The organism is Polaromonas sp. 39-63-25 (assembly GCF_002278925.1).
GTDB lineage: Bacteria > Pseudomonadota > Gammaproteobacteria > Burkholderiales > Burkholderiaceae_C > Polaromonas.
Genome location: NZ_NCJH01000006.1, coordinates 136,343 through 156,115, shown reverse-complemented (window position 1 = coordinate 156,115; position 19,773 = coordinate 136,343). Strand labels below are relative to the sequence as shown.

Below are 19,773 nucleotides of genomic sequence, written 5' to 3'. Positions count from 1 at the left end.
GGCATGGGGCGCAACTAACAACAGCTGGGGAAACACATGATGAAAAATCGGCAACGTGGCATTTCGTTCATCGGCATCCTGTTCGTGGGCGGTGTACTGGCTTTCGCGGGCGTGATCGCGGCCCAGGTGTTTCCCACGCTGGTCGAGTTCCAGTCCATCACCAAGGCGGCCAACAAGGCGGCCGAGGGCAGCACCGTGCCCGAGGTGCGGATGATTTTCGACAAGGCGGCCGCGATTGACGACATCAGGTCGATCGGCGGCAAGGACCTCGAAGTCGGCAAAGAGGGCGACAAGGTCATTGTCAGTTTTGCCTACAACAAGGAAATCCACATTGGCGGGCCGGCTTACCTGCTGCTCAAGTACTCCGGCCGCTCCAAATAAGTGCGTGCCAGTCCTTCTTTGAGCCCGGACCTGCAGGCGCTGCAAACGCGTCTGGAGCACGAATTTTCCAATCCGCGCCTGCTGCAGCAGGCCCTGACCCATCGCAGTTTTTCGGCCGACCACAACGAACGTGTCGAGTTTTTGGGTGACTCCGTGCTCAACCTGGCGGTGGCCGGGCTGCTCTACGAGCGGCTGAGCGAGTTACCCGAGGGCGATTTGTCGCGGGTGCGCGCCAACCTGGTCAAGCAGGACACGCTGCACAAGCTGGCCGTGCAGCTCGGCCTGCCGCTGTTGATACGCCTCGGCGAGGGTGAAGCCAAGTCGGGTGGACAAAAACGGCCGTCCATCCTGGCCGATGCGCTGGAGGCGGTCATTGGCGCCGTGTTTCTGGACGCCGGTTTCGACAAGGCCGACCGCCTGGTGCGCCGGCTGTTCCAGGACGTCGAAATCAACCCGACCATGCAGGCCATCGGCAAAGACCCGAAGACGGAGTTGCAGGAATGGCTGCAGGGCCGCAAAATGAACCTGCCGATCTACCGCGTGGTCGGAACGCTGGGCGCAGCCCACAAGCAGACCTTTGACGTGGAATGTGAAATCAGCGAATTCGGCCGTGCGGAGCGCGGCATTGGCGGCTCGCGGCGCGCCGGCGAGCAGGCAGCGGCCGCCGCGATGCTGGCTTATGTAAAAACGCTCCCTTGATTTGAAACAGGCGCTGCAAGCGCAGCCGCCAACAGGCGACCCCCATGACCCCCGCAAAAAAGACTCCCTCCAAGCCGGCACGCCCGGCAGCGCCTGCCGGCACTACCAAAGCCAAGGCCAAGGCTGCGCCTGCTGTTGAACCGGCAGAGGCCGTTGTGCCCGCGCAGGACGCGGCCCTGGAAGCCATGCTGGCCAAGGCCATGACCTCGCAGGCCAACAACGCCCCGCCGGTCGAAGGCCAGCGCTGCGGCCTGATCGCCATCGTGGGCAAGCCCAATGTGGGCAAGTCGACCCTGCTGAACGCGCTGGTGGGGCAGAAAATCAGCATCACCTCGCGCAAGGCGCAGACCACGCGGCACCGCATCACCGGCATGCGCACGCTGGGCGCCACCCAGTTTGTGTTTGTCGATACCCCCGGTTTCCAGACCCGGCACGGCAACGCCCTGAACCGCTCGCTCAACAAGACGGTGGTCGGCGCCGTCAACGACGTGGACCTGATTGTGTTTGTCGTCGAGGCGGGCCAGTTCAACCAGGCCGATGCCAAGGTGCTGTCGCTGTTGCCGGCGAACATGCCGGCCATCCTGCTGGCCAACAAGTTCGACCTGATCCACCGCCGCGCGGATATCGCGCCCTGGCTCAAGGAGATGCAGGCGCGGCACAATTTTGCCGAGTTCGTGCCGATGTCGGCCAACAACGCCAAGGATGTCGAGCGCCTGTTCGGCATCTGCGAGAAATACCTGCCCCCGCAGCCCTGGATGTACGGGGCCGAGGAACTGACCGACCGCAGCGAGCGTTTCATGGCGGCGGAGATCATCCGCGAAAAGCTGTTCCGCCTGACCGGCGACGAGCTGCCCTACACCTCGACCGTGATCATCGACAAGTTCGAGCAGGAGGGTGAGTTGCGCCGGATCGCCGCCACCATCGTCGTCGAGCGTGACGGCCACAAGGGCATGATCATTGGCGAGAAGGGTGAAAAGCTCAAGCGCATCGGCACCGAAGCCCGCCATGAACTCGAAGCCCTGACCGGCGGCAAGGTGTTCCTGGAAATCTGGGTCAAGGTGCGTTCCGGCTGGGCCGACGACGAGGCTCGCGTCAAGACCTTCGGCTATGAGTGATTGGCCCCCACGGTCGCTCACTGCGTGTAGCTCCCTGCCCCCCGAGGGGGCCGCTGCGCCTGCGGCCCGGCGAAGCCGGTTCCGCGGCCCCTGCTGGTTTGAGACCGGGACGGTGGCTCTTGTTGGCACTCTTTCCCTCGTCTGACCTTCATCTTGGCCACCAAACGCATCAGTGACGAACCCGCCTATGTCCTGCACCGCTACGACTGGAGCGAGTCCAGCCTGATTCTGGAAGTGTTCACACGTAGCTACGGCCGCATTGCGCTGGTGGCGCGGGGTGCGAAGAAACCCAGCTCGAACTTCCGGCCCATTTTGCTGCCGCTGCAACCCCTGCACATTGCCTTTGGCGGCGACGCCGAGATCCGCATGTTGCGCAGCGCCGAGTGGCAGGGCGGGCATGTCATGCCGACCGGCGACGCGCTGCTGTCGGGGTATTACCTCAACGAGTTGCTGATGCGCCTGCTGGCGCGCGACGACCCGCACCCGGTGCTGTTCGACGCTTATGCCGCCACCGTGCAGTTGCTGGCCAGCCAGACCATCGACACGCTGGAGGTGGCCTTGCGCGCGTTCGAGTTGCGCCTGCTGCAGGGCATCGGCCTGCTGCCGGCGCTGGACGCCCAGACCGCCACCCTGGCGCCGCTGGAGCCGCAGACGCCTTATGTGCTGGTGGCCGAGGCCGGCCTGCGCGAGGCGCATGACGACGACCGCGCCAGCCTGCAGGGCCGGCAGTGGCTGGATTTGCAGGACACGCTCAGGGACGATGCACCGTTTACCGACACGGTGCAGGCCTGTGTGAACCATTTGCCGGCGCTCAAAACCCAGCTGCGCTCCCTGCTGCACTACCATTGCGATGTGAAGGTTTTCAAAACCCGGCAGATGATGATCGATCTGCAGGCTTTCTAAGGGATCAATGCCCACCATGGCTCCTGTACACGCCCCCGCTCCCCGCCACCGCACAGCCCTGTCGGTCAACCTCAACAAGGTGGCTTTGCTGCGCAACACCCGGCACCTGGGCATCCCCGATGTGCTGCGCGCCGCCGAGCTGTGCCTGGAGGCAGGTGCCCAGGGCATCACCGTGCATCCGCGTCCCGACGAGCGGCATATCCGCAGCGATGACGTCTACGAGCTGGCCGCACTCATGAAGGACTGGCCCGACCGCGAGTTCAATGTCGAGGGCAATCCGCTGCAGAACCTGATGGAGTTTGTGCGCAACCTGTCGGCGCGCGGCCTGCCGCTGCACCAGTGCACCTTTGTGCCCGACAGCGAAGGGCAGTTCACGAGCGACCATGGCTGGAGCTTTCCCCAGGATGCGGCCCGTTTGAAGCCGCTGATTGAAGAAGCCCACGACCGGGGCGTGCGCGTCAGCCTGTTCATGGACCCGCTGCCCGAAGCCATGGCGGCCGCCCAGGCCGTTGGCGCTGACCGGGTGGAGCTGTACACCGAGACCTATGCGAGGGCCTGGGGCACACCTGAACAAGACAAGGCTTTGGAGCCGTTTGTCCTTGCGGGGCGGGCGGCGGCAGCTATCAATTTGGGAGTGAACGCCGGCCACGACCTGAACCGCGACAACCTCACCGATTTTCTGCACGCGGTGCCCGGCGTGCTCGAGGTGTCGATCGGCCATGCGCTGATTGCCGACGCGCTGGAGCTCGGTTACAGCGCCACCGTCGCCGCTTATCTGCGCTGCATCGACAACGCGTTCCCCGTCGCCTGATGGGCACGTTGTTGCATCTTCTTCTCTTTGCCAGCCGGGGTCGCGGGTCTGGCTTTGCCAGCCCGCAGGCGCAGCGGCCCCCTCGGGGGGCAGGGAGCGACACGCAGTGCGCGACCGTGGGGGCCATATCCGGATGATTTACGGCATAGGCACCGACATCTGCGACGTGCGCCGCGTGCGCGCCAGCTTCGAGCGCCATGGCGAGCGTTTTGCGCAGAAGATCCTCAGCGACGCTGAGTTCGCCACCTGGCAGGCCCGCAGTGCCCGCTGGCCCGAGCGCGGCCTGCGTTACCTGGCCACCCGCTTTTCCGCCAAGGAGGCTTTCAGCAAGGCCATCGGCCTGGGCATGCGTTTGCCCATGACCTGGCGCCACTGCGAAATCGCCAAGGCCGCTAGCGGCAAGCCTGAAATTGTTTTACACGGTGCGCTCAAGGAATGGTTCGAGGCGCGCGGCCTCACCGCCCATGTCAGCGTGACCGACGAAACCGACTATGCCGCCAGTTTTGTGGTTGTAGAGAAAAACCCGTTATAACCCAAGCTGTATGTACGCGAACAGCTATTAAACTCATAGTAAATCAGAGATCCCTTCATGAGCCAACACGCCCCCCTGATCATCGATATTGCCGGCCTGACCTTAAGCAAAACCGACAAACGCCGCCTCAAACATCCGCTGACGGGCGGCATCATCCTGTTTGCCCGCAACTGGGAAAACCGCGCGCAACTGACCACGCTGTGCACCGAGATCAAGAAAATCCGCAAAGACCTGCTGATCTGCGTGGACCACGAAGGCGGCCGCGTGCAGCGCTTCAAGACCGACGGCTTCACCCACCTGCCGCCCATGCGCGCGCTCGGTGAGTTGTGGCTGAAAGACGCGATGGCCGCGACCAATGCCGCCACCGCCTGCGGCTACGTGCTGGGCGCCGAGCTGCGCGCCTGCGGCGTGGACTTCAGCTTCACCCCGGTGCTGGACCTCGACTACGGTGAAAGCAGTGTCATCGGCGACCGCGCTTTTGCGCGCGACCCGCGTGTCGTCGGCCTGCTGGCCAAAAGCCTGATGCACGGCCTGCTGCAAAGCGGCATGGCCAACTGCGGCAAACACTTTCCCGGCCATGGCTTTGTCAAAGCCGATTCGCACACCGACATTCCGGTCGACAGGCGCAGCCTGAAAGCCATCCTGGCGGACGACGCCGCCCCTTATGAGTGGCTCAACACCACGCTGACCAGCGTGATGCCGGCCCATGTGATTTACCCCAAGGTCGATGCGCGTCCGGCGGGTTTTTCGGAGAAGTGGCTGACCTACATCCTGCGCGGCCAGCTCGGTTTTGGCGGCGCCATTTTCAGCGACGACCTCAGCATGGCCGGTGCCCGCCTGCTCGACGGCAAGCAGGTCAGCTACACCGAAGCGGCGATGGCCGCACTCAACGCCGGCTGCGACATGGTGCTGCTGTGCAACCAGTCGATAGGTGAAGGCCAGGAGGTGGACGAGTTGCTGGACGGCTTGACGCAGGGCCAGCTCAGGCAACAGTGGGAACCGCTGGAAGCCAGCGAAGGGCGCCGTCTGGACCTGCTGCCCACCACACCTGCGATCGACTGGGACGCGCTGATGCTGCACCCGGCCTACATGCACGCGCTCGGGCTGGTTCCCTGAGTTTCTTTGAGCCTTTTCGTGCCCCAGCCTATATGGCGTGTGCGCAGACAGCTATCAAATAAATAGCGAACAGCGCCTGCTCAGCGGCTCACCGGCCACGGCGCTTGACCGCCGGCGGCCATGTGCGTCAGGTACAGGCGCAGGTCCAGCTCGAACTGATGGTAGTCCGGCTCCATGTAGGTGCAGAGCTGGTAAAACGCCTTGTCGTGCGCCTTTTCCTTCAGGTGCGCGAGTTCGTGCACCGTGATCATGCGCAGGAACTCGATGGGCACCTCCTTGAACAGGCTGGCCACGCGAATCTCGCGTTTGGACTTGAGCTTGCTGCCCTGCACCCGCGACACCGTGGTGTGGGTGCCCAGCGCATGGGCAATCACCTGCAGCTTGCTGTCAAACGCCACCTTGCTCAGCGCGTCGGCATTGCGCAGAAAGCTGTTCTTGATGTCCATCACGTAGTCGTACAGCGCCTTGTCGGTGCGTATCTCGTGCGCGCTGCGGTATTTTTTGAGCAGCATGGCGCCCAGCCGGTCTTGTGCGACGAGATCACGCACCTGGCTCTGCAGGGTGTCGGGGTAACCCGTCAGGTAGTTCATGGGGTTGGGGAGGGAGGCGGGCGAAGGGCGGAGGCAATGCGCGATTTTAGTCCCGCGTCCGATTCTTGCTAAGCTTGTGGCATGAACCTGCCCGCCGCCCCGGACCCTGCTGACGTGCCCGACACCGTGACGCCGCGCATCAACCTGGCGCTGCAGGGCGGCGGCTCGCACGGCGCCTTCACCTGGGGCGTGCTCGACGCCCTGCTGGACGACGGCCGCATAGCCTTCGAAGGCATCAGCGGTACCAGCGCCGGCGCCATGAACGCGGTGGCGCTGGCCCATGGCTTTGCCCGCTCCGAAGGCAAACCCCGGGCTGCGCGGCACGACGCGGCACGCGAAGCGCTGGACAGTTTCTGGAACGGCATTGTCGACATGGGCGCGCTGTCGTCCTCGCTCTCGCAATCGGTCAGCAAGATTCAGCAGGCGCCGTTCGGCATCCTGTTCGGCCTGATGGGCGGCGGCAACTGGTCCAGCAAGCTGTGGACCGACGCCATGACACGCTACTGGTCGAATGCGCTCTCGCCCTACCAGCGCAACCCCTTCGACATCAACCCGCTGAAAGACTTCCTGGAAAAGCAGGTGGACTTTGAGCGCCTCGCGGCGGCGGCCGACCCCGACACGCCCCAGGTGTTTGTGGTGGCCACGCGCGTGAGCAGCGGCAAGGCCGAGGTGTTTTGCGGCAAGCGGCTGACCGCCAGTGCCGTCATGGCCTCGGCCTGCCTGCCCATGGTGTTTCAGGCGGTGGAGATTGACGGCGACCACTTCTGGGACGGCGGTTATTCGGGCAACCCGGCGATTCACCCGCTGATCTACCGCTGCGAGAGCCGCGACATCGTGCTGGTGCAGATCAACCCGATCCAGCGCAACACCCTGCCGACCAAACCCGGCGAGATCATGGACCGCATGACCGAGATCACCTTCAACGCCGCGCTGATTGCCGAAATGCGAGCGGTCGATTTCGTCAAGCGCCTGCTCGCCGAAGGCAAGCTGGACCCCGCGCATTACAAGGACGTGCTGATGCACCGCATCGACGGCGGCCAGGCGCTGGAAAAATTCACTGCCGCCAGCAAGTCATCGACGGACAAGAGCCTGATTCATTCGCTGCGCGACCTGGGCATCGTCTGCGGCAAAGAGTGGCTGGCCAAACGCTTCGACGCACTCGGCGTGAAAAGCACAGTCAACATCGCGCGCGATTACCTGGATGACCTGCGCATGCCGGTGGAAAAGGCGGAGCCGGCACAGATCGAACCGCCGCCACCTGAGCCGCCGCCGGTTTTTCTGCCGGGGGCCGGGTTGCTGTAGAGCTTGGGTGGACGTGGTTACTATCATTTTGATAGCTGGTGGCGCCCGTCCCGCTTGGGTTAACTGCCGGTTTGATGCTGTATAGTGAGATAAGCCTATGCTTTCAAACACTTTTTTGAACCAGAGTCGCCGGTGTTCTCTGACTGGTGGCCATGTTATTCCACAGTTTTGCGGGATATATCAAAGTTAGGCGGCAAGAACAGATGTCCATGCGAAAGTCGGATCTGCTGACACAACGTATCCGCCGCTACTCCAGCGCGGAGAGAATGACGTTGCTCCGAAATCTCGGTTATGGCGGGGCGGCAGCTTGTCTCGCCATCTTGGCAGGTCTCGCCCAAGTGGGCGCCAAGGATCCAGCTCTGAAGGTCGCCGTCTACGCTGCTTCAATCGCACTACCAGCTTGGCTTCTGATCGGCTCGGTCTTTGAGTACTACATTTTCCTGGGGAAGCAAAGCTACCGTCACCTTCGCAGCAAGTTTGTTATAGCCTTAACTTCGACGCTTTATGTCGTTGCTGGCGTGGGAATGTTCGCTGCCACGGGCGGTATCGCTTGGTATCTCGCTCCCGAGGCTGCGTATGCCTTCGCATTCTCCGCATTTTGCGCAGTGGTCCTAGGCCTTGCGTTTCATGCTCATCTAGCAGGATGGTGGGACCGGGAAGTCGTTTCGAAGGGAAAGGACGATGTGGATGGCTAACGCCGGACTATCAGCGAGTAGAGCGTTGCCGTCTAACAGGTCGTTCGACGCAGACACGCAACAGCATTGCGCAGCAATGCGTGCTGTTGAGCGTACGCCTCGCGGCGCAATGCCGCTGCGCGCCGGTCAACTCCGACGTTAGATACTGAAGCATGTATAGCACCCGCCGATCCAAGGCGGAATGTCAGACCAAACCTCAAGCCTCGTGTCGCAGCGCCGGGAACAAAATGACGTCGCGGATGCTGGCGCTGTCGGTCAGCAGCATCATCAGGCGGTCGATGCCGATGCCGCAGCCGCCGGTGGGTGGCATGCCGTACTCCAGCGCGCGCACATAGTCGGCGTCGTAATGCATGGCTTCCTCGTCGCCGCCGTCCTTGGCGTCTGACTGGGCGAGAAAACGCGCGGCCTGGTCTTCAGCGTCGTTGAGCTCGCTGAAGCCGTTGCCGAACTCGCGGCCGGTGATGTAGAGCTCAAAGCGCTCGGTCACCTCGGGCCGTGCATCGTTGGCGCGGGCCAGTGGCGAGATCTCGGTCGGGTGCTCCATGATGAAGGTGGGCTGCCAGAGTTTTTCCTCGACCAGCTCTTCAAAATAAGTCACCTGCAGGCTGGGCAGCGAGCGGGCATCGAGCCTGTCCTTGGCGCTGAATTTGCCGAGTTTTTTCAGGGCGGCCAGCAGCCAGGCGGCGTCGTCCACATGGGCGCCGGCGTCGGTGTGTTTGAGGATGGCTTCGCGGATGGTCAGGCGTTCAAACGGCTGGCCCAGGTCCACCGGCCGGCCCTGGTAGCTCAATTGCGTGCCGCCAGTCACCCGGGTGGCGACGTGGCGGATCAGGTCTTCGGTGAAGCTCATCAGGTCTTCGTAGTTCCACCAGGCGGCGTAGAACTCCATCATCGTGAACTCGGGGTTGTGCCGCACGCTGATGCCTTCGTTGCGAAAGCTGCGGTTGATCTCGAACACGCGCTCAAAGCCGCCGACGATCAGGCGTTTGAGGTAAAGCTCGGGCGCAATGCGCAAAAACATCTGCTGGTCCAGTGCGTTGTGGTGCGTCACAAACGGCTTGGCATTCGCGCCACCCGGAATCGGGTGCAGCATGGGTGTTTCGACTTCGAGAAAATCGTTGTCCACCATGAAGTTGCGCATGGCCGAGACGGCCTTGCTGCGGGCGGCAAAACGTTTGCGCGCGGCTTCGTCGGTGATCAGGTCCACATATCGCTGGCGGTATTTGACCTCCTGGTCGGCCACGCCGTGGAACTTGTCGGGCAGCGGCCGCAGGCTTTTGGTGATCAGGCGGATGCTGGTGGCGTGGATCGACAGCTCGCCGGTCTTGGTCTTGAACAGCGTACCGGTCGCGGCCACGATGTCGCCCAGGTCCCAGTGCTTGAAGGCGTTATGAACCTCTTCACCCACGCCTTCGTTGTTGATGTACACCTGGATGCGCCCGCCGGAAGGGCCGAACGACGCGTCCTGCAGCGTGGCAAAACTGGCCTTGCCCATCACGCGCTTGAGCATCATGCGGCCGGCCACGCTGACGTTGACGGCCAGCGGCACCAGCTCTTCCTTGGTCTTGTCGTCGTACTGCGCAAACAGGGCTTCGGCCCGGTGTTCCGGCTTGACGTCGTTCGGGAAGGCCACGCCCTTGCCGTCGGCCTGGTGCTGACGCATGACCTTGAGCTTTTCGCGGCGCTCGGCCATGAGCTGGTTCTCGTCATGCGCGGGCGCGGCGGCGGGGCTGGTGATGGTGTTGGACATGAAAAAGGTTCTCGAAGAAAGAGGGCAGGCCGGGCGCACAGGGCGGCAGGCCGGAAAAACCGGCGGGACCGGGCAAAGTGCCAAACCCCTGATTTTAGGCTGCGTTGCCGCCCGCACCGGGGGCGGCCTGGGGGCTACATCGCGATACCGGTTTTTTCGAGGATGTCGCTGACCAGTTCCAGCCGCACCAGCGGGTTGTCCAGCTCCATCAGGCGCTGCTTGAGCTCCAGCGGCATGGGCAGCAGTTCGCACCAGCGGTTGGCCACCCAGCCGCAGTCGTCGAGCCGGTAGGGCGGCTCCAGCGGCATCTGGTCCGCTGGCACGCCGCGCTCCTGCAGGCTGCGGATCAGCTTGCCCAGCGCATTGGCCGTGCCGCGCAAGTCTTCGGGTACCGGGATGGCCTGGTCGTCGTCCAGCCGCGTCACGTCGGCGATCCACAGGCCGTGTTTGAGCTTTTCGCGGCTGGAAATCTCGAAACGCTGCGTGCCGCTGCAACGAATCACCATCAGGCCCGGTTGCGGCACCGAAAAGCTGGTGATGGTGGCCAGCGTGCCGACGTTGTAGAAGGCCTCGCTGGCAAAACCATCGCCGCTGGGCCCGTCCTCGGGCTTGCGCACTTCGGAGCCCTGGGTCAGCGCCACCACGCCGAAGGGCGCGCCGGTCTTGTGGCATTTGCCGATCATGTCGAGGTAACGCACCTCGAAAATCCGCAGCGGCAGCAGGCCACCGGGGTAAAGCACCGTGCCCAGCGGGAACAGCGGCAGCGAGGAGAGGGTGAGCACGTCAGACATCGATCAGGCGGGGGAATTTCTGTGAAGCACTATCTTCCCACGATCCTGTTTCCCCATGTGCGGGCTTTGGTGCCCGCCGGGCTATTCGTGCCAAGTGGTTTGCCGACGGGTAGACAGGGCCCGGACCGGCTGGGCGCGTTGTCATTCATGAAAACAGCCTCCAGCCCTTTTCCACAGGGCGCCGGCAGCTATCAATTTGAGAGTGAAGCCCTGCCGGGCCGACGCCCGTGGCTGCCGTGGCCTCAGGCGACGGCGTCCGCCGGCTGGCGCAGCAGCATGGCCAGTGAGTTCGCCACGGTCTTGCGCAGTTCACGCCGGTCGCAGATGAAATCCACCGCCCCCTTGGTCTGCAGGAACTCGGCGCGCTGGAAGCCTTCGGGCAGGGTCACGCGCACGGTGGACTCGATGACACGCGGGCCGGCAAAACCGATCAGCGCTTTCGGTTCGGCAATCACGATGTCGCCGACAAACGCGAAGCCGGCACTCACCCCGCCCATGGTCGGGTCGGTCAGCACGCTGATGTAGGGCAGGCCTTTTTTGGCCAGGCGGGTCAGCGAGGCATTGGTCTTGGCCATCTGCATCAGGCTCAGCAGGCCCTCCTGCATGCGTGCGCCGCCGGTGGCGGTAAAGCAGATGAAGGGCACTTTCTGCTCGATCGCGGCATGCACACCACGCACAAAACGCTCGCCGACCACGCTGCCCATGCTGCCGCCCATGAAGTCGAACTCGAAGCAGGCCACCACCACGCCGATGCTGTGCACCGCGCCGCCCATGACGATCAGGGCGTCGGTTTCGCCGGTGTTTTCCAGCGCTTCTTTCAGGCGCTCGGGGTATTTGCGGCTGTCCTTGAACTTGAGCGGATCGACCGGCAGCACTTCCTGCCCGATTTCATAACGGCCTTCCGGGTCCAGAAACGAGTCCAGCCGGGCCCGCGCGTCCATGCGGTGGTGGTGGCTGCACTGCGGGCAGACGTTCTGGTTTTTTTCCAGGTCCGTCTTGTAGAGCACGGCTTCACAGCTGGGGCACTTGACCCACAGGCCTTCGGGCACGCTGCGGCGCTCGGTCGGGTTGGTCGGGCTGATTTTCGGCGGGAGGAGTTTTTCTAGCCAAGACATGATGGGTCCTTATGTCCTTGTGGGGTGGTGCCCCCGGACGGCGCAGGCCGCTCGCAGGGGTAAAACCGGAAAAGAAAGGGGATTATGCGCTGTCTCCGGGCCCGGCCGGCGCGTCCAGCGCCTGCCGGACATCGGCCAGGAAATCACGCACCAGGGGCACCACTTGCGCGCGCGGCTGGTCGGTGATCAGCTGGATGATGCGGCTGCCGATGACCACCGCGTCGGCGACCCGGCCGATGGCCCTGGCCGTGGCGGCGTCGCGGATGCCGAAGCCCACACCGACCGGGATGCTGACGTGTTGGCGTATGCGCGGCAGCATGGCCTCCACCGCACCCAGGTCCAGCGTGCCGGCCCCGGTCACGCCCTTGAGCGACACGTAGTACACATACCCACTGGCCACCTGGGCGACCTGCGCCATGCGTTCCGGCGTGGAGGTTGGCGCCAGCAGGAAGATCAGGTCCATCTCGTGGGCGCGCAGGGTGGCGGCAAAGGCCACACATTCTTCGGGCGGGTAGTCCACCACCAGCACGCCGTCCACACCGGCCGCCGAGGCGTCGCGCACAAAGGCGTCCTTGCCGCGTTTGAGGTCATAGGCTTCGATCGGGTTGGCGTAACCCATCAGCACCACCGGTGTCTTGCTGTCTTTCTGGCGAAAGAGGCGAACCATCTCCAGCACCTGCGCCAGGCCAATGCCCATGGCGAGCGCCTGGTCGCCGGCTTTCTGGATCACCGGGCCGTCGGCACTCGGATCGGAAAAGGGCACGCCAAGCTCAATGACGTCTGCGCCGCCGGCCACCATGCCGTGCATGAGATCGGGCGTGATGTCGGCAAACGGGAAGCCGCCCGTGACGTAGGGGATCAAAGCCTTGCGGTTTTGCGCCTTGAGCGCTTCAAAAGTTGTGGCAATACGGCTCATGATGGTGTTCCACTTCCCTTGACGGTGTGGCCGCGCATCGAGGGCCGGTCGTAAAAATCCGCGCCCGACAGGTCGGCCACGGTGCCGATGTCCTTGTCACCACGGCCTGACAGGTTGACCAGGATGGACTGGTCGCTGCGCATGGTACTGGCGAGTTTCATCGCGTAGGCCACGGCGTGGCTGGACTCCAGCGCGGGAATGATGCCTTCGGTGCGGCACAGGTAATGAAAGGCCGACAGCGCTTCCTTGTCGGTGATGCCTACATATTCGGCGCGGCCGATGTCTTTCAGAAACGCGTGTTCGGGGCCGACACCGGGGTAATCCAGGCCGGCGCTGATGCTGTGGGTCTCGGTGACCTGGCCGTCCTCGTTCTGCAGCACATAGGTGCGGTTGCCATGCAGCACGCCCGGGCTGCCGCGCTGCAGCGAGGCCGAGTGTTTGCCGCTGTCCATGCCTTCACCGGCCGCCTCGACGCCGATCAGGCGTGTTTTCTCATGCGAGATATAGGGGTGGAAAATGCCCATGGCGTTGCTGCCGCCGCCGACACAGGCAATCACCGCGTCAGGCTGTTTGCCGCTGGTCATTTCCGGCATCTGGGTCAGGCACTCCTCGCCGATCACGCTCTGGAAATCGCGCACCATCATCGGGTAGGGGTGCGGGCCGGCGACCGTGCCAATGATGTAGAAGGTGTTGTCCACATTGGCGACCCAGTCGCGCATGGCTTCGTTGAGTGCGTCTTTCAGGGTCTTGCTGCCTGACTCGACCGGCACCACGGTGGCGCCCAGCAGCTTCATGCGGTAGACGTTGGGGCTCTGGCGCTTGACGTCCTCGCTGCCCATGTAGACCACACATTCGAGGCCGTAACGCGCGCAGATGGTGGCCGTGGCCACGCCGTGCTGGCCGGCGCCGGTTTCGGCGATGATGCGCGGCTTGCCCATGCGCCGGGCCAGCATGGCCTGGCCGATGGTGTTGTTGATCTTGTGCGCGCCGGTGTGGTTGAGGTCTTCGCGCTTGAGGTAGATCTGCGCGCCACCCTGCTCGCGGCTCATGCGGGCGGCATGGTAGATCGGGGAGGGGCGGCCGACGAAATGCTTGAGCTCGTAGTGGAATTCCGCGAGGAAGGCCGGGTCGTGCTGGTATTTTGCGTAAGCGTCTTTCAGCTCATTGATCGCATGGGTCAGCGTTTCAGAGACGAAACTGCCGCCGTAAATCCCGAAGTGACCGGTTGGGTCAGGTTGCTGGTAGGTGTACATGGTTTTCTGCAAGTAAGTCGTCGGCGGCACGAACGGCTGCGACGAACTGATGGATCTTGTCGGCGCTTTTGATTCCCTTGAGGGTGGCCCCTCCGGTAGCGGAAATCTCGACGCCCGAACTGACATCGACGGCCAGCGTCTTACAACGCGGCCGCACTTGCAAAATGCCATCGGTCACATTTGCAGGTGTGAGTCCACCAGACAAAACGAGGTGAGCGTTGACGCTTGGAGGAAGAAGTGACCAATTGAATGTTTTTCCGCCGCCCCCGAATCCGTCGACATGGGCGTCGAGCAGGATGGCCTGGGCGGCCTTGAAGTCTTCCGCGTATTTTACGAGATCAAAAGCGGCACTCCCCTCGGCGGGGTTTTCCTCCAGGGGAATACGTGCCGCGCGCAGGAAGGGACGCCCGGCCCGCAGGCAGGTTTCCGGCGTTTCATCACCATGAAATTGAAGTAAAGCCATTGGTACACGGGCGCAGGCAGCTATGATTTCAGGAGCATCTGCATTGACGAAAAGCAGGACCGGGGTGACAAAAGGCGGCAGGCGGCGGGCCAGCTCGGCGGCGCGTTCAGCGCTGACGCTGCGCGGGCTGGGCGCGTACATGACAAACCCCACGGCATCGGCGCCGGCGGCCACGGCGGCGTCCACGTCCTCTTCACGCGTGAGGCCGCAGATCTTGATACGAGTCCTGTGCATGGTCATGGCAACCAATCATAAGCCGCGGTGCGCTCGGGCAGGCCGTAACCAGGGTCATACCGGGGCCCCAGGAAGTACAGGCCGTCGGGCGAAAACGTGGGGGCGGCCACGTCCCGGCGGCGTGCGGCCAGCACCTCGGCGAGCCAGTCGGGTGGATGCTGGCCCTGTCCGACGGCGACCAGGCAACCCATGATGTTGCGGATCATGTGGTGCAAAAAGGCATTCGCTTCAAACTCGAAGCGCCAGTAGCCTGCCCGTTGCGAAATCTCGATGCGGCTGATGGTTTTGACCGGCGACTTCGCCTGGCACTGTGCCGCGCGGAAGGAGCTGAAGTCGTGTTCACCCAGCAGGTGGACGATGGCTGCGCGTATGGCTGCCGCGTCCATCGGCCGGTAGACCCAGCCGACACGGCCGACCTCGACACTGGGGCGCACCGGCGACTCCAGCAACACGTAGGCATAGCGACGGCTGATTGCGCTGCCGCGGCAATGAAACTCGGCAGGCACCTCACGCGCCCATTGCACGGCGATATCGCGGGGCAAAAAAGCGTTGGTGCCGCGCACCCAGGACGGCAGCTCGCGCTGCAAGGAGGTGTCGAAATGAACCACCTGCATCAGGGCGTGAACCCCGGCGTCGGTGCGCCCGGCACACAGGGTGCGCAAAGGCTGGGCGGCGAACTTGCCCAGCGCCTTTTCCAGCCGGTCCTGCACCGTGTTGCCCGAGAGCTGGCTTTGCCAGCCCTCGTAAGCGGTGCCGCTGTAGCTCAGTCCCAGAGCGATCCTCACGGGCAGCCCTCAGGGGAAAGGTGCAAGGGGTCAGGCCAGGGCGTTAAGAAATGCCTGGGCCTTGCTTTTGAGCGAGCCGCTCGATTGCGCCAGCACTTCCTCGGCCAGCGAGCGTGCGCCATCGACATCGCCAATCGCGCGGAACTCTTCGGCCAGTGCAAACTTGGTTTCCAGCGGGTCGTCACTGTCTACCGACGGCGTGAGCTCGCTGGCGGCGGTGATTTTCTGGCTTTCCGTGGTCGGGCTGTCGAGATCGAGCGACAGGGCGCCCATATCAAACTCAAGCATGCCGCCAGAGGTGTCCAGATCTGCGGCACCTGTGTTCACGGTGGCCGCTTCGGTGGAGAAGTCCAGGCTGTTCCCTGCTACGGGCGAGGCGACGGGGGCATCGGCTTTCGCCGGAGCCGGTGCCGGTGCCGCAGCAGGCATGGACACTGTTGCGGAACTGAAGTCCAGGCTGTTGTCGGCGGGCGCGGGCGCCGCAGCCGGCATGGCCAGAACGGGTTGAACCGGTGCCACGGGGACCGGCGTCGCAACGGCTACGGGTGCGGCGGGTTCGTCGTCCAGCGAGAAATCAAGGTCCAGGTCGAAATCCACGGCCGCAGCCGCCGGCTCTGGCGCCGGGCTGGCGGCCTGGGCCACAGTCGGTGCGGTCAATCCTGCGGCGGTGGCGCCGGCAACGGCCATGCTGCTGCTTGCGGCTGTGGCCCCAGGTTGTCCACCGGGTTGGTACATGGGGTTGGCAGGGTCCAGCTCACGGCCCATTTCAGCCATGTGCGCCCATTCAACACCCTGGCCCCGGGTCAGGTTGAACGCTTCGTTCGCCACCATTTCAAAAGCCTTGGTGTCGCGGCGTTTGGCGTAGATCTCCATCAGCTTCGCATGGATGGCCACACGTGTGGGGGTCACACGGATGGCTTCCTTGAGGATTTCCTCGGCTTGGAGGTCACGACCGTAAGCCAGGTAAACATCGGCTTCAGCCACCGGATCCACATCGCCGGCGGCATCGAGCTGGCTCGGTGAATACACCATCGACGAGCCTGTGACGTTGGCCTCATTGGTGTCTATGCGCTGGCCGCCGCTGGCGCCGAAGAAGGAATCGGGCTGCAGGCGACTTTCAAGGAAGGAGCTGTCGACCGAGACAGCATTTTTGCGCTGACGGGAGCGGTACACGCCGAAGGCTGCCAGAAGCACCAGCAGGGCAGCGCCGCCAGCCAGCATCAGCGGGTTGTCGAGCAGTTCGTCGATCAGGCTCGGCTCCGGTGGCGGAGGAGGAATCACGACCGGTTTTTTCACCGGCGCCGGGGCCGCTGCAATCACTGGGGCGGTGGCGCTGGCAGTGGCTGCGGGTGGCACGGCCGCGCTGGCGGGACTCGCGGCAGCGGCGGAAGCCGCAGGGACTGCAGCAGACAATGCGCCGGGTGCAGCGGATACGGCCGCCGGTGTTGCCACGGCCAGTCCCGGCGCTGCAGGGGTGGTTGCCGCAGGAGCAACGGGAGGCGTGGCGGGCGTCGCCGGAGCGGCTGGCGCTGCAGGCGCACTGGTCAGCTTGTTCAGGTCGCTGATATTTTTCGACAGCTCGGCCACGCGTGCGGCCGCTTCCTTGGCCTGGCGTTCCTGCGCGATTTTTTCTTCGGCCGCTGCCTTGCTCTGGACCGCACCTTTGGAGAGGGTCAGTTTGTCAGGCGTTGCGGCGGCAGGCGTCTTGTCCTCGACCTTGGCCTGGACCTGGCCTGCGGCCTTGCGGTCTGCACCGGCAACCTGGGTCGTCGGGGCGCCTTCGGCCAGTTTGCGGCGGAACTCGTTGAAGTCCTTGCTCTGCGCAACAATGGTCCGGGTGGCCTCGCCGGCGGGGATGTATTCCGCCTGGTCGCCAGCCGGGATATCCAGCACGGCACCGGCTTTGAGGCGGTTGACGTTGCCGCCTATGAAGGCATCGGGGTTGCTGCGCAGCAGCGCGACCAGCATCTGGTCCAGCGACACGCTGGCCGGTTTGGCCTGCGCCGCAATTTTTCCGGCTGTATCGCCAGGTTTGACAACAATTTTCTGGCCATCCGCGGAGGCTGGCCGTTCGGCGGGTGCCGGCTGCGGCGTGGGCGCCTTGGCCACCGGGGCCGGCCTGGACGGAGGGGCCGACGGTGTCGCCGCGACGGCCGGCCGCGGTGGAGCCGGCAAGGCTGCCACCGGAGGCGGGGCGGCAGGCCGCGAAATGACGGGTGCGGTCGGGGCCGGCATGGCAGGCGCGGCGGCCTGGCGCAGATTCGGTGGATCGAACAGCATCGTGTAGTCACGCACGATGCGTCCGGATGCCCAACGGGCTTCTAGGATCAGGTCGACAAAAGGTTCGCTGACGGGCCTGTCGCTGCTCAGGCGCAGGAAAGACCGGCCATCGGTGCGGCGCTGCAGGCTGATCTGGACATTGGCAACTGCGGCGGTGTATTCCAGTCCGGCGGCCTTGAAGGCATCGGCATTGGCGACGCTGGCCCGCAGGGATGCTGCTTCGTCGGCACTGATTTCGACGATTTCGATTTCTGCCCGCAGTGGTTCGCCCAAGGCGGACTGGACGATGACCCGGCCCAGCCCCAAAGCATGTGCCGGCAAGGTGGCGATGCTACCCAAAACAGCCATGGCAGCCGCCACGGCTCCCATGCGCCAACGGACGGGTTGATTCATGGGAATTGGAGCCTCCGGTGCCCGGGTTGCATTAAATTTTATTCTGCTGGTCCGCACAAAAACCTCAACGCTAATTTTCGACAAAACAACATTAACATCAAGGCATTAGGCTGACAAGCTAAGACAGCACTTAAGTTTTGACACCCGGGGTTAGCATCAACTTACAACTTCCAGATGTTGCCTGACGACAACGGGCCGTCACAAGTGGTTACGGATGGTGGCCGGGCATCACCAGCCACTCCCTCCTGATTTCAGGCCTGCAGCAGGATGCGCAGCATGCGGCGCAAGGGCTCTGCCGCACCCCACAACAACTGGTCGCCGACCGTGAAGGCGCCCAGGTAATCCGGCCCCATGGCCAGCTTGCGCAGACGGCCGACCGGAATGGTCATGGTGCCGGTCACGGCGACCGGTGTCAGGTCGGTGATGCTGGCTTCGCGGGTGTTGGGTACCACCCTGACCCACTCGTTGTCGGCCGCGATCATGGCCTCGATGTCGGCCAGCGGCACGTCTTTCTTGAGCTTGAAGGTCAGCGCCTGGCTGTGGCAACGCATGGCGCCGATGCGCACGCAAAAACCATCTACCGGCGTTTCGGCGGTGCCGAAGCTGGCGCCCTGGCCCAGGATTTTGTTGGTTTCGGCGCCGCCCTTCCATTCTTCCTTGCTCATGCCGTTGCCGAGGTCCTTGTCGATCCAGGGGATCAGGCTGCCGCCCAGCGGCACGCCGAAGTTCGCAGTTTCTGCGGACGACAGCGATTGCTGTTTGGCCAGCACGCGGCGGTCGATTTCGAGAATGGCCGATTTCGGGTCGTCCAGCAGCGCCCGGACTTCACCGTTGAGTGTGCCGAACTGGGTCAGCAACTCACGCATGTGCTGTGCACCGCCGCCGGAGGCGGCCTGATAGGTCATGGAAGTCATCCACTCGACCAGGCCGGCCTTGTACAGCGCGCCCACACCCATGAGCATGCAACTGACCGTGCAGTTGCCGCCAATCCAGTTCTTGCCGCCCTTGGCCAGCGCGTTCTGGATCACCGGCAGGTTGACCGGGTCCAGCACGATGATGGCGTCGTCGTTCATGCGCAGGGTCGATGCGGCATCAATCCAGTGGCCGGTCCAGCCGGCCGCGCGCAGCTTGGGGTAGACCTCGGAGGTGTAGTCGCCGCCCTGGGCGGTGATGATCACGTCGCAGCGCTGAAGGGCCGCGATGTCGTAGGCATCTTTCAGCGTGGTTTCGTTTTTTGCCTGCGCCGGGGCTTTGCCGCCGGCGTTCGAGGTCGAAAAGAAGACCGGCTCGATCAGGTCGAAGTCGCCTTCGGCCTGCATGCGGTCGATCAGCACCGAGCCGACCATGCCGCGCCAGCCGACGAGTCCTGTGAGATTGCCCTTGAGTTTCATGATGCGCCCTTCAAAAAGTCAAAAATGAAGCTTTTCGGCCCGGCTCATCGAGCCGGCAGGGCACGACGAACCAGGCTTGTCAGCCTTTAATGGTGGTCGTTTTGGTGGTCTGGGCAAAAACCGGCGCAGCGCTGATCGCGCGCGAAGCGGCGATGAGGCGGATGAGTGCGGGGTTTTTGCGCATGGAGCTATTGTAACCAGGGCGCGCCCGACTTCGATGACAAACGCCGTGTGCGATGAAAACCTGTCAGCTGATTA

Annotated in this window: 19 protein-coding genes; 9 read left to right on the top strand and 10 right to left on the bottom strand. The window is 63.7% G+C overall.

What is annotated here, in order from left to right; all coding sequences use genetic code 11:
• Nucleotides 1–39 precede the first annotated feature (39 nt).
• The 7 genes from B7X65_RS07340 (at nt 40) to nagZ (ending at nt 5,557) form a co-directional block, all read left to right on the top strand.
• A complete protein-coding gene (locus B7X65_RS07340; protein WP_293594098.1) occupies nt 40–381 on the top strand; it encodes a DUF4845 domain-containing protein in 342 nt (113 codons plus the stop codon).
• A gap of 18 nt (nt 382–399) precedes the next feature.
• The gene (gene rnc / locus B7X65_RS07335; protein ID WP_096669483.1) at nt 400–1,080 is read left to right on the top strand and encodes a ribonuclease III; all 681 of its coding nucleotides are present in this window, start codon (nt 400–402) and stop codon (nt 1,078–1,080) included.
• Between the two features lie 185 nt (nt 1,081–1,265).
• Nucleotides 1,266–2,195 (top strand): GTPase Era, encoded by a 930-nt coding sequence (gene era / locus B7X65_RS07330; protein WP_293594097.1) that lies wholly within the window; start codon nt 1,266–1,268, stop codon nt 2,193–2,195.
• Between the two features lie 153 nt (nt 2,196–2,348).
• Nucleotides 2,349–3,098 carry a DNA repair protein RecO gene (recO, locus tag B7X65_RS07325; RefSeq protein WP_293593639.1) on the top strand — a complete coding sequence of 250 codons (750 nt, stop codon included), beginning with the start codon at nt 2,349–2,351 and terminating at the stop codon, nt 3,096–3,098.
• Nucleotides 3,099–3,114: 16 nt separating this feature from the next.
• The gene (locus B7X65_RS07320) at nt 3,115–3,909 is read left to right on the top strand and encodes a pyridoxine 5'-phosphate synthase (RefSeq protein ID WP_293593638.1); all 795 of its coding nucleotides are present in this window, start codon (nt 3,115–3,117) and stop codon (nt 3,907–3,909) included.
• Between the two features lie 133 nt (nt 3,910–4,042).
• Nucleotides 4,043–4,441, top strand: coding sequence for a holo-ACP synthase (gene acpS, locus B7X65_RS07315; protein WP_293593637.1), 399 nt, complete (start codon nt 4,043–4,045; stop codon nt 4,439–4,441).
• 57 nt (nt 4,442–4,498) lie between these two features.
• Nucleotides 4,499–5,557: a beta-N-acetylhexosaminidase gene (gene nagZ, locus B7X65_RS07310; RefSeq protein WP_293593636.1), complete on the top strand. Its 1,059-nt coding sequence runs from the start codon at nt 4,499–4,501 to the stop codon at nt 5,555–5,557.
• A gap of 80 nt (nt 5,558–5,637) precedes the next feature.
• On the opposite strand, the gene B7X65_RS07305 is transcribed toward nagZ, so the two are convergent.
• The gene (locus B7X65_RS07305) at nt 5,638–6,147 is read right to left on the bottom strand and encodes a YgjP-like metallopeptidase domain-containing protein (RefSeq protein WP_293593635.1); all 510 of its coding nucleotides are present in this window, start codon (nt 6,145–6,147) and stop codon (nt 5,638–5,640) included.
• A gap of 81 nt (nt 6,148–6,228) precedes the next feature.
• On the opposite strand from B7X65_RS07305, the gene B7X65_RS07300 reads away from it, so the two are divergent.
• Complete coding sequence (locus B7X65_RS07300; RefSeq protein ID WP_293593634.1) at nt 6,229–7,449, top strand: patatin-like phospholipase family protein; 1,221 nt, start codon at nt 6,229–6,231, stop codon at nt 7,447–7,449.
• A 152-nt stretch (nt 7,450–7,601) separates the two neighbouring features.
• Entirely contained in the window at nt 7,602–8,144 is a 543-nt protein-coding gene (locus B7X65_RS07295; protein WP_293593633.1) for a hypothetical protein, read from the top strand.
• A 196-nt stretch (nt 8,145–8,340) separates the two neighbouring features.
• Here B7X65_RS07295 and lysS read toward each other — a convergent pair whose 3' ends face one another.
• The 9 genes from lysS to asd all read right to left on the bottom strand — a co-directional run bounded on the left by lysS (nt 8,341) and on the right by asd (nt 19,515).
• A complete protein-coding gene (gene lysS, locus B7X65_RS07290) occupies nt 8,341–9,894 on the bottom strand; it encodes a lysine--tRNA ligase (protein WP_293593632.1) in 1,554 nt (517 codons plus the stop codon).
• Between the two features lie 134 nt (nt 9,895–10,028).
• Complete coding sequence (locus B7X65_RS07285) at nt 10,029–10,685, bottom strand: LON peptidase substrate-binding domain-containing protein (RefSeq protein WP_293593631.1); 657 nt, start codon at nt 10,683–10,685, stop codon at nt 10,029–10,031.
• Nucleotides 10,686–10,927: 242 nt separating this feature from the next.
• Nucleotides 10,928–11,800 carry an acetyl-CoA carboxylase, carboxyltransferase subunit beta gene (accD, locus tag B7X65_RS07280; RefSeq protein ID WP_293593630.1) on the bottom strand — a complete coding sequence of 291 codons (873 nt, stop codon included), beginning with the start codon at nt 11,798–11,800 and terminating at the stop codon, nt 10,928–10,930.
• An 82-nt stretch (nt 11,801–11,882) separates the two neighbouring features.
• Nucleotides 11,883–12,716: a tryptophan synthase subunit alpha gene (trpA, locus tag B7X65_RS07275; RefSeq protein ID WP_293593629.1), complete on the bottom strand. Its 834-nt coding sequence runs from the start codon at nt 12,714–12,716 to the stop codon at nt 11,883–11,885.
• Nucleotides 12,713–13,969 carry a tryptophan synthase subunit beta gene (gene trpB / locus B7X65_RS07270; RefSeq protein ID WP_293593628.1) on the bottom strand — a complete coding sequence of 419 codons (1,257 nt, stop codon included), beginning with the start codon at nt 13,967–13,969 and terminating at the stop codon, nt 12,713–12,715. Before trpB ends, trpA begins: the two co-directional genes overlap by 4 nt.
• Complete coding sequence (locus tag B7X65_RS07265; RefSeq protein ID WP_293594096.1) at nt 13,947–14,666, bottom strand: phosphoribosylanthranilate isomerase; 720 nt, start codon at nt 14,664–14,666, stop codon at nt 13,947–13,949. The genes trpB and B7X65_RS07265 overlap by 23 nt, the downstream gene beginning before the upstream one ends.
• Nucleotides 14,667–14,668: 2 nt before the next feature.
• Nucleotides 14,669–15,451 carry a tRNA pseudouridine(38-40) synthase TruA gene (truA, locus tag B7X65_RS07260; RefSeq protein WP_293593627.1) on the bottom strand — a complete coding sequence of 261 codons (783 nt, stop codon included), beginning with the start codon at nt 15,449–15,451 and terminating at the stop codon, nt 14,669–14,671.
• A 30-nt stretch (nt 15,452–15,481) separates the two neighbouring features.
• Nucleotides 15,482–18,124 (bottom strand): FimV/HubP family polar landmark protein, encoded by a 2,643-nt coding sequence (locus B7X65_RS07255; protein ID WP_293593626.1) that lies wholly within the window; start codon nt 18,122–18,124, stop codon nt 15,482–15,484.
• Between the two features lie 251 nt (nt 18,125–18,375).
• On the bottom strand, nt 18,376–19,515 hold the full coding sequence (gene asd / locus B7X65_RS07250) for an aspartate-semialdehyde dehydrogenase (protein WP_293593625.1): 1,140 nt from the start codon (nt 19,513–19,515) through the stop codon (nt 18,376–18,378).
• Nucleotides 19,516–19,773: the final 258 nt, after the last annotated feature.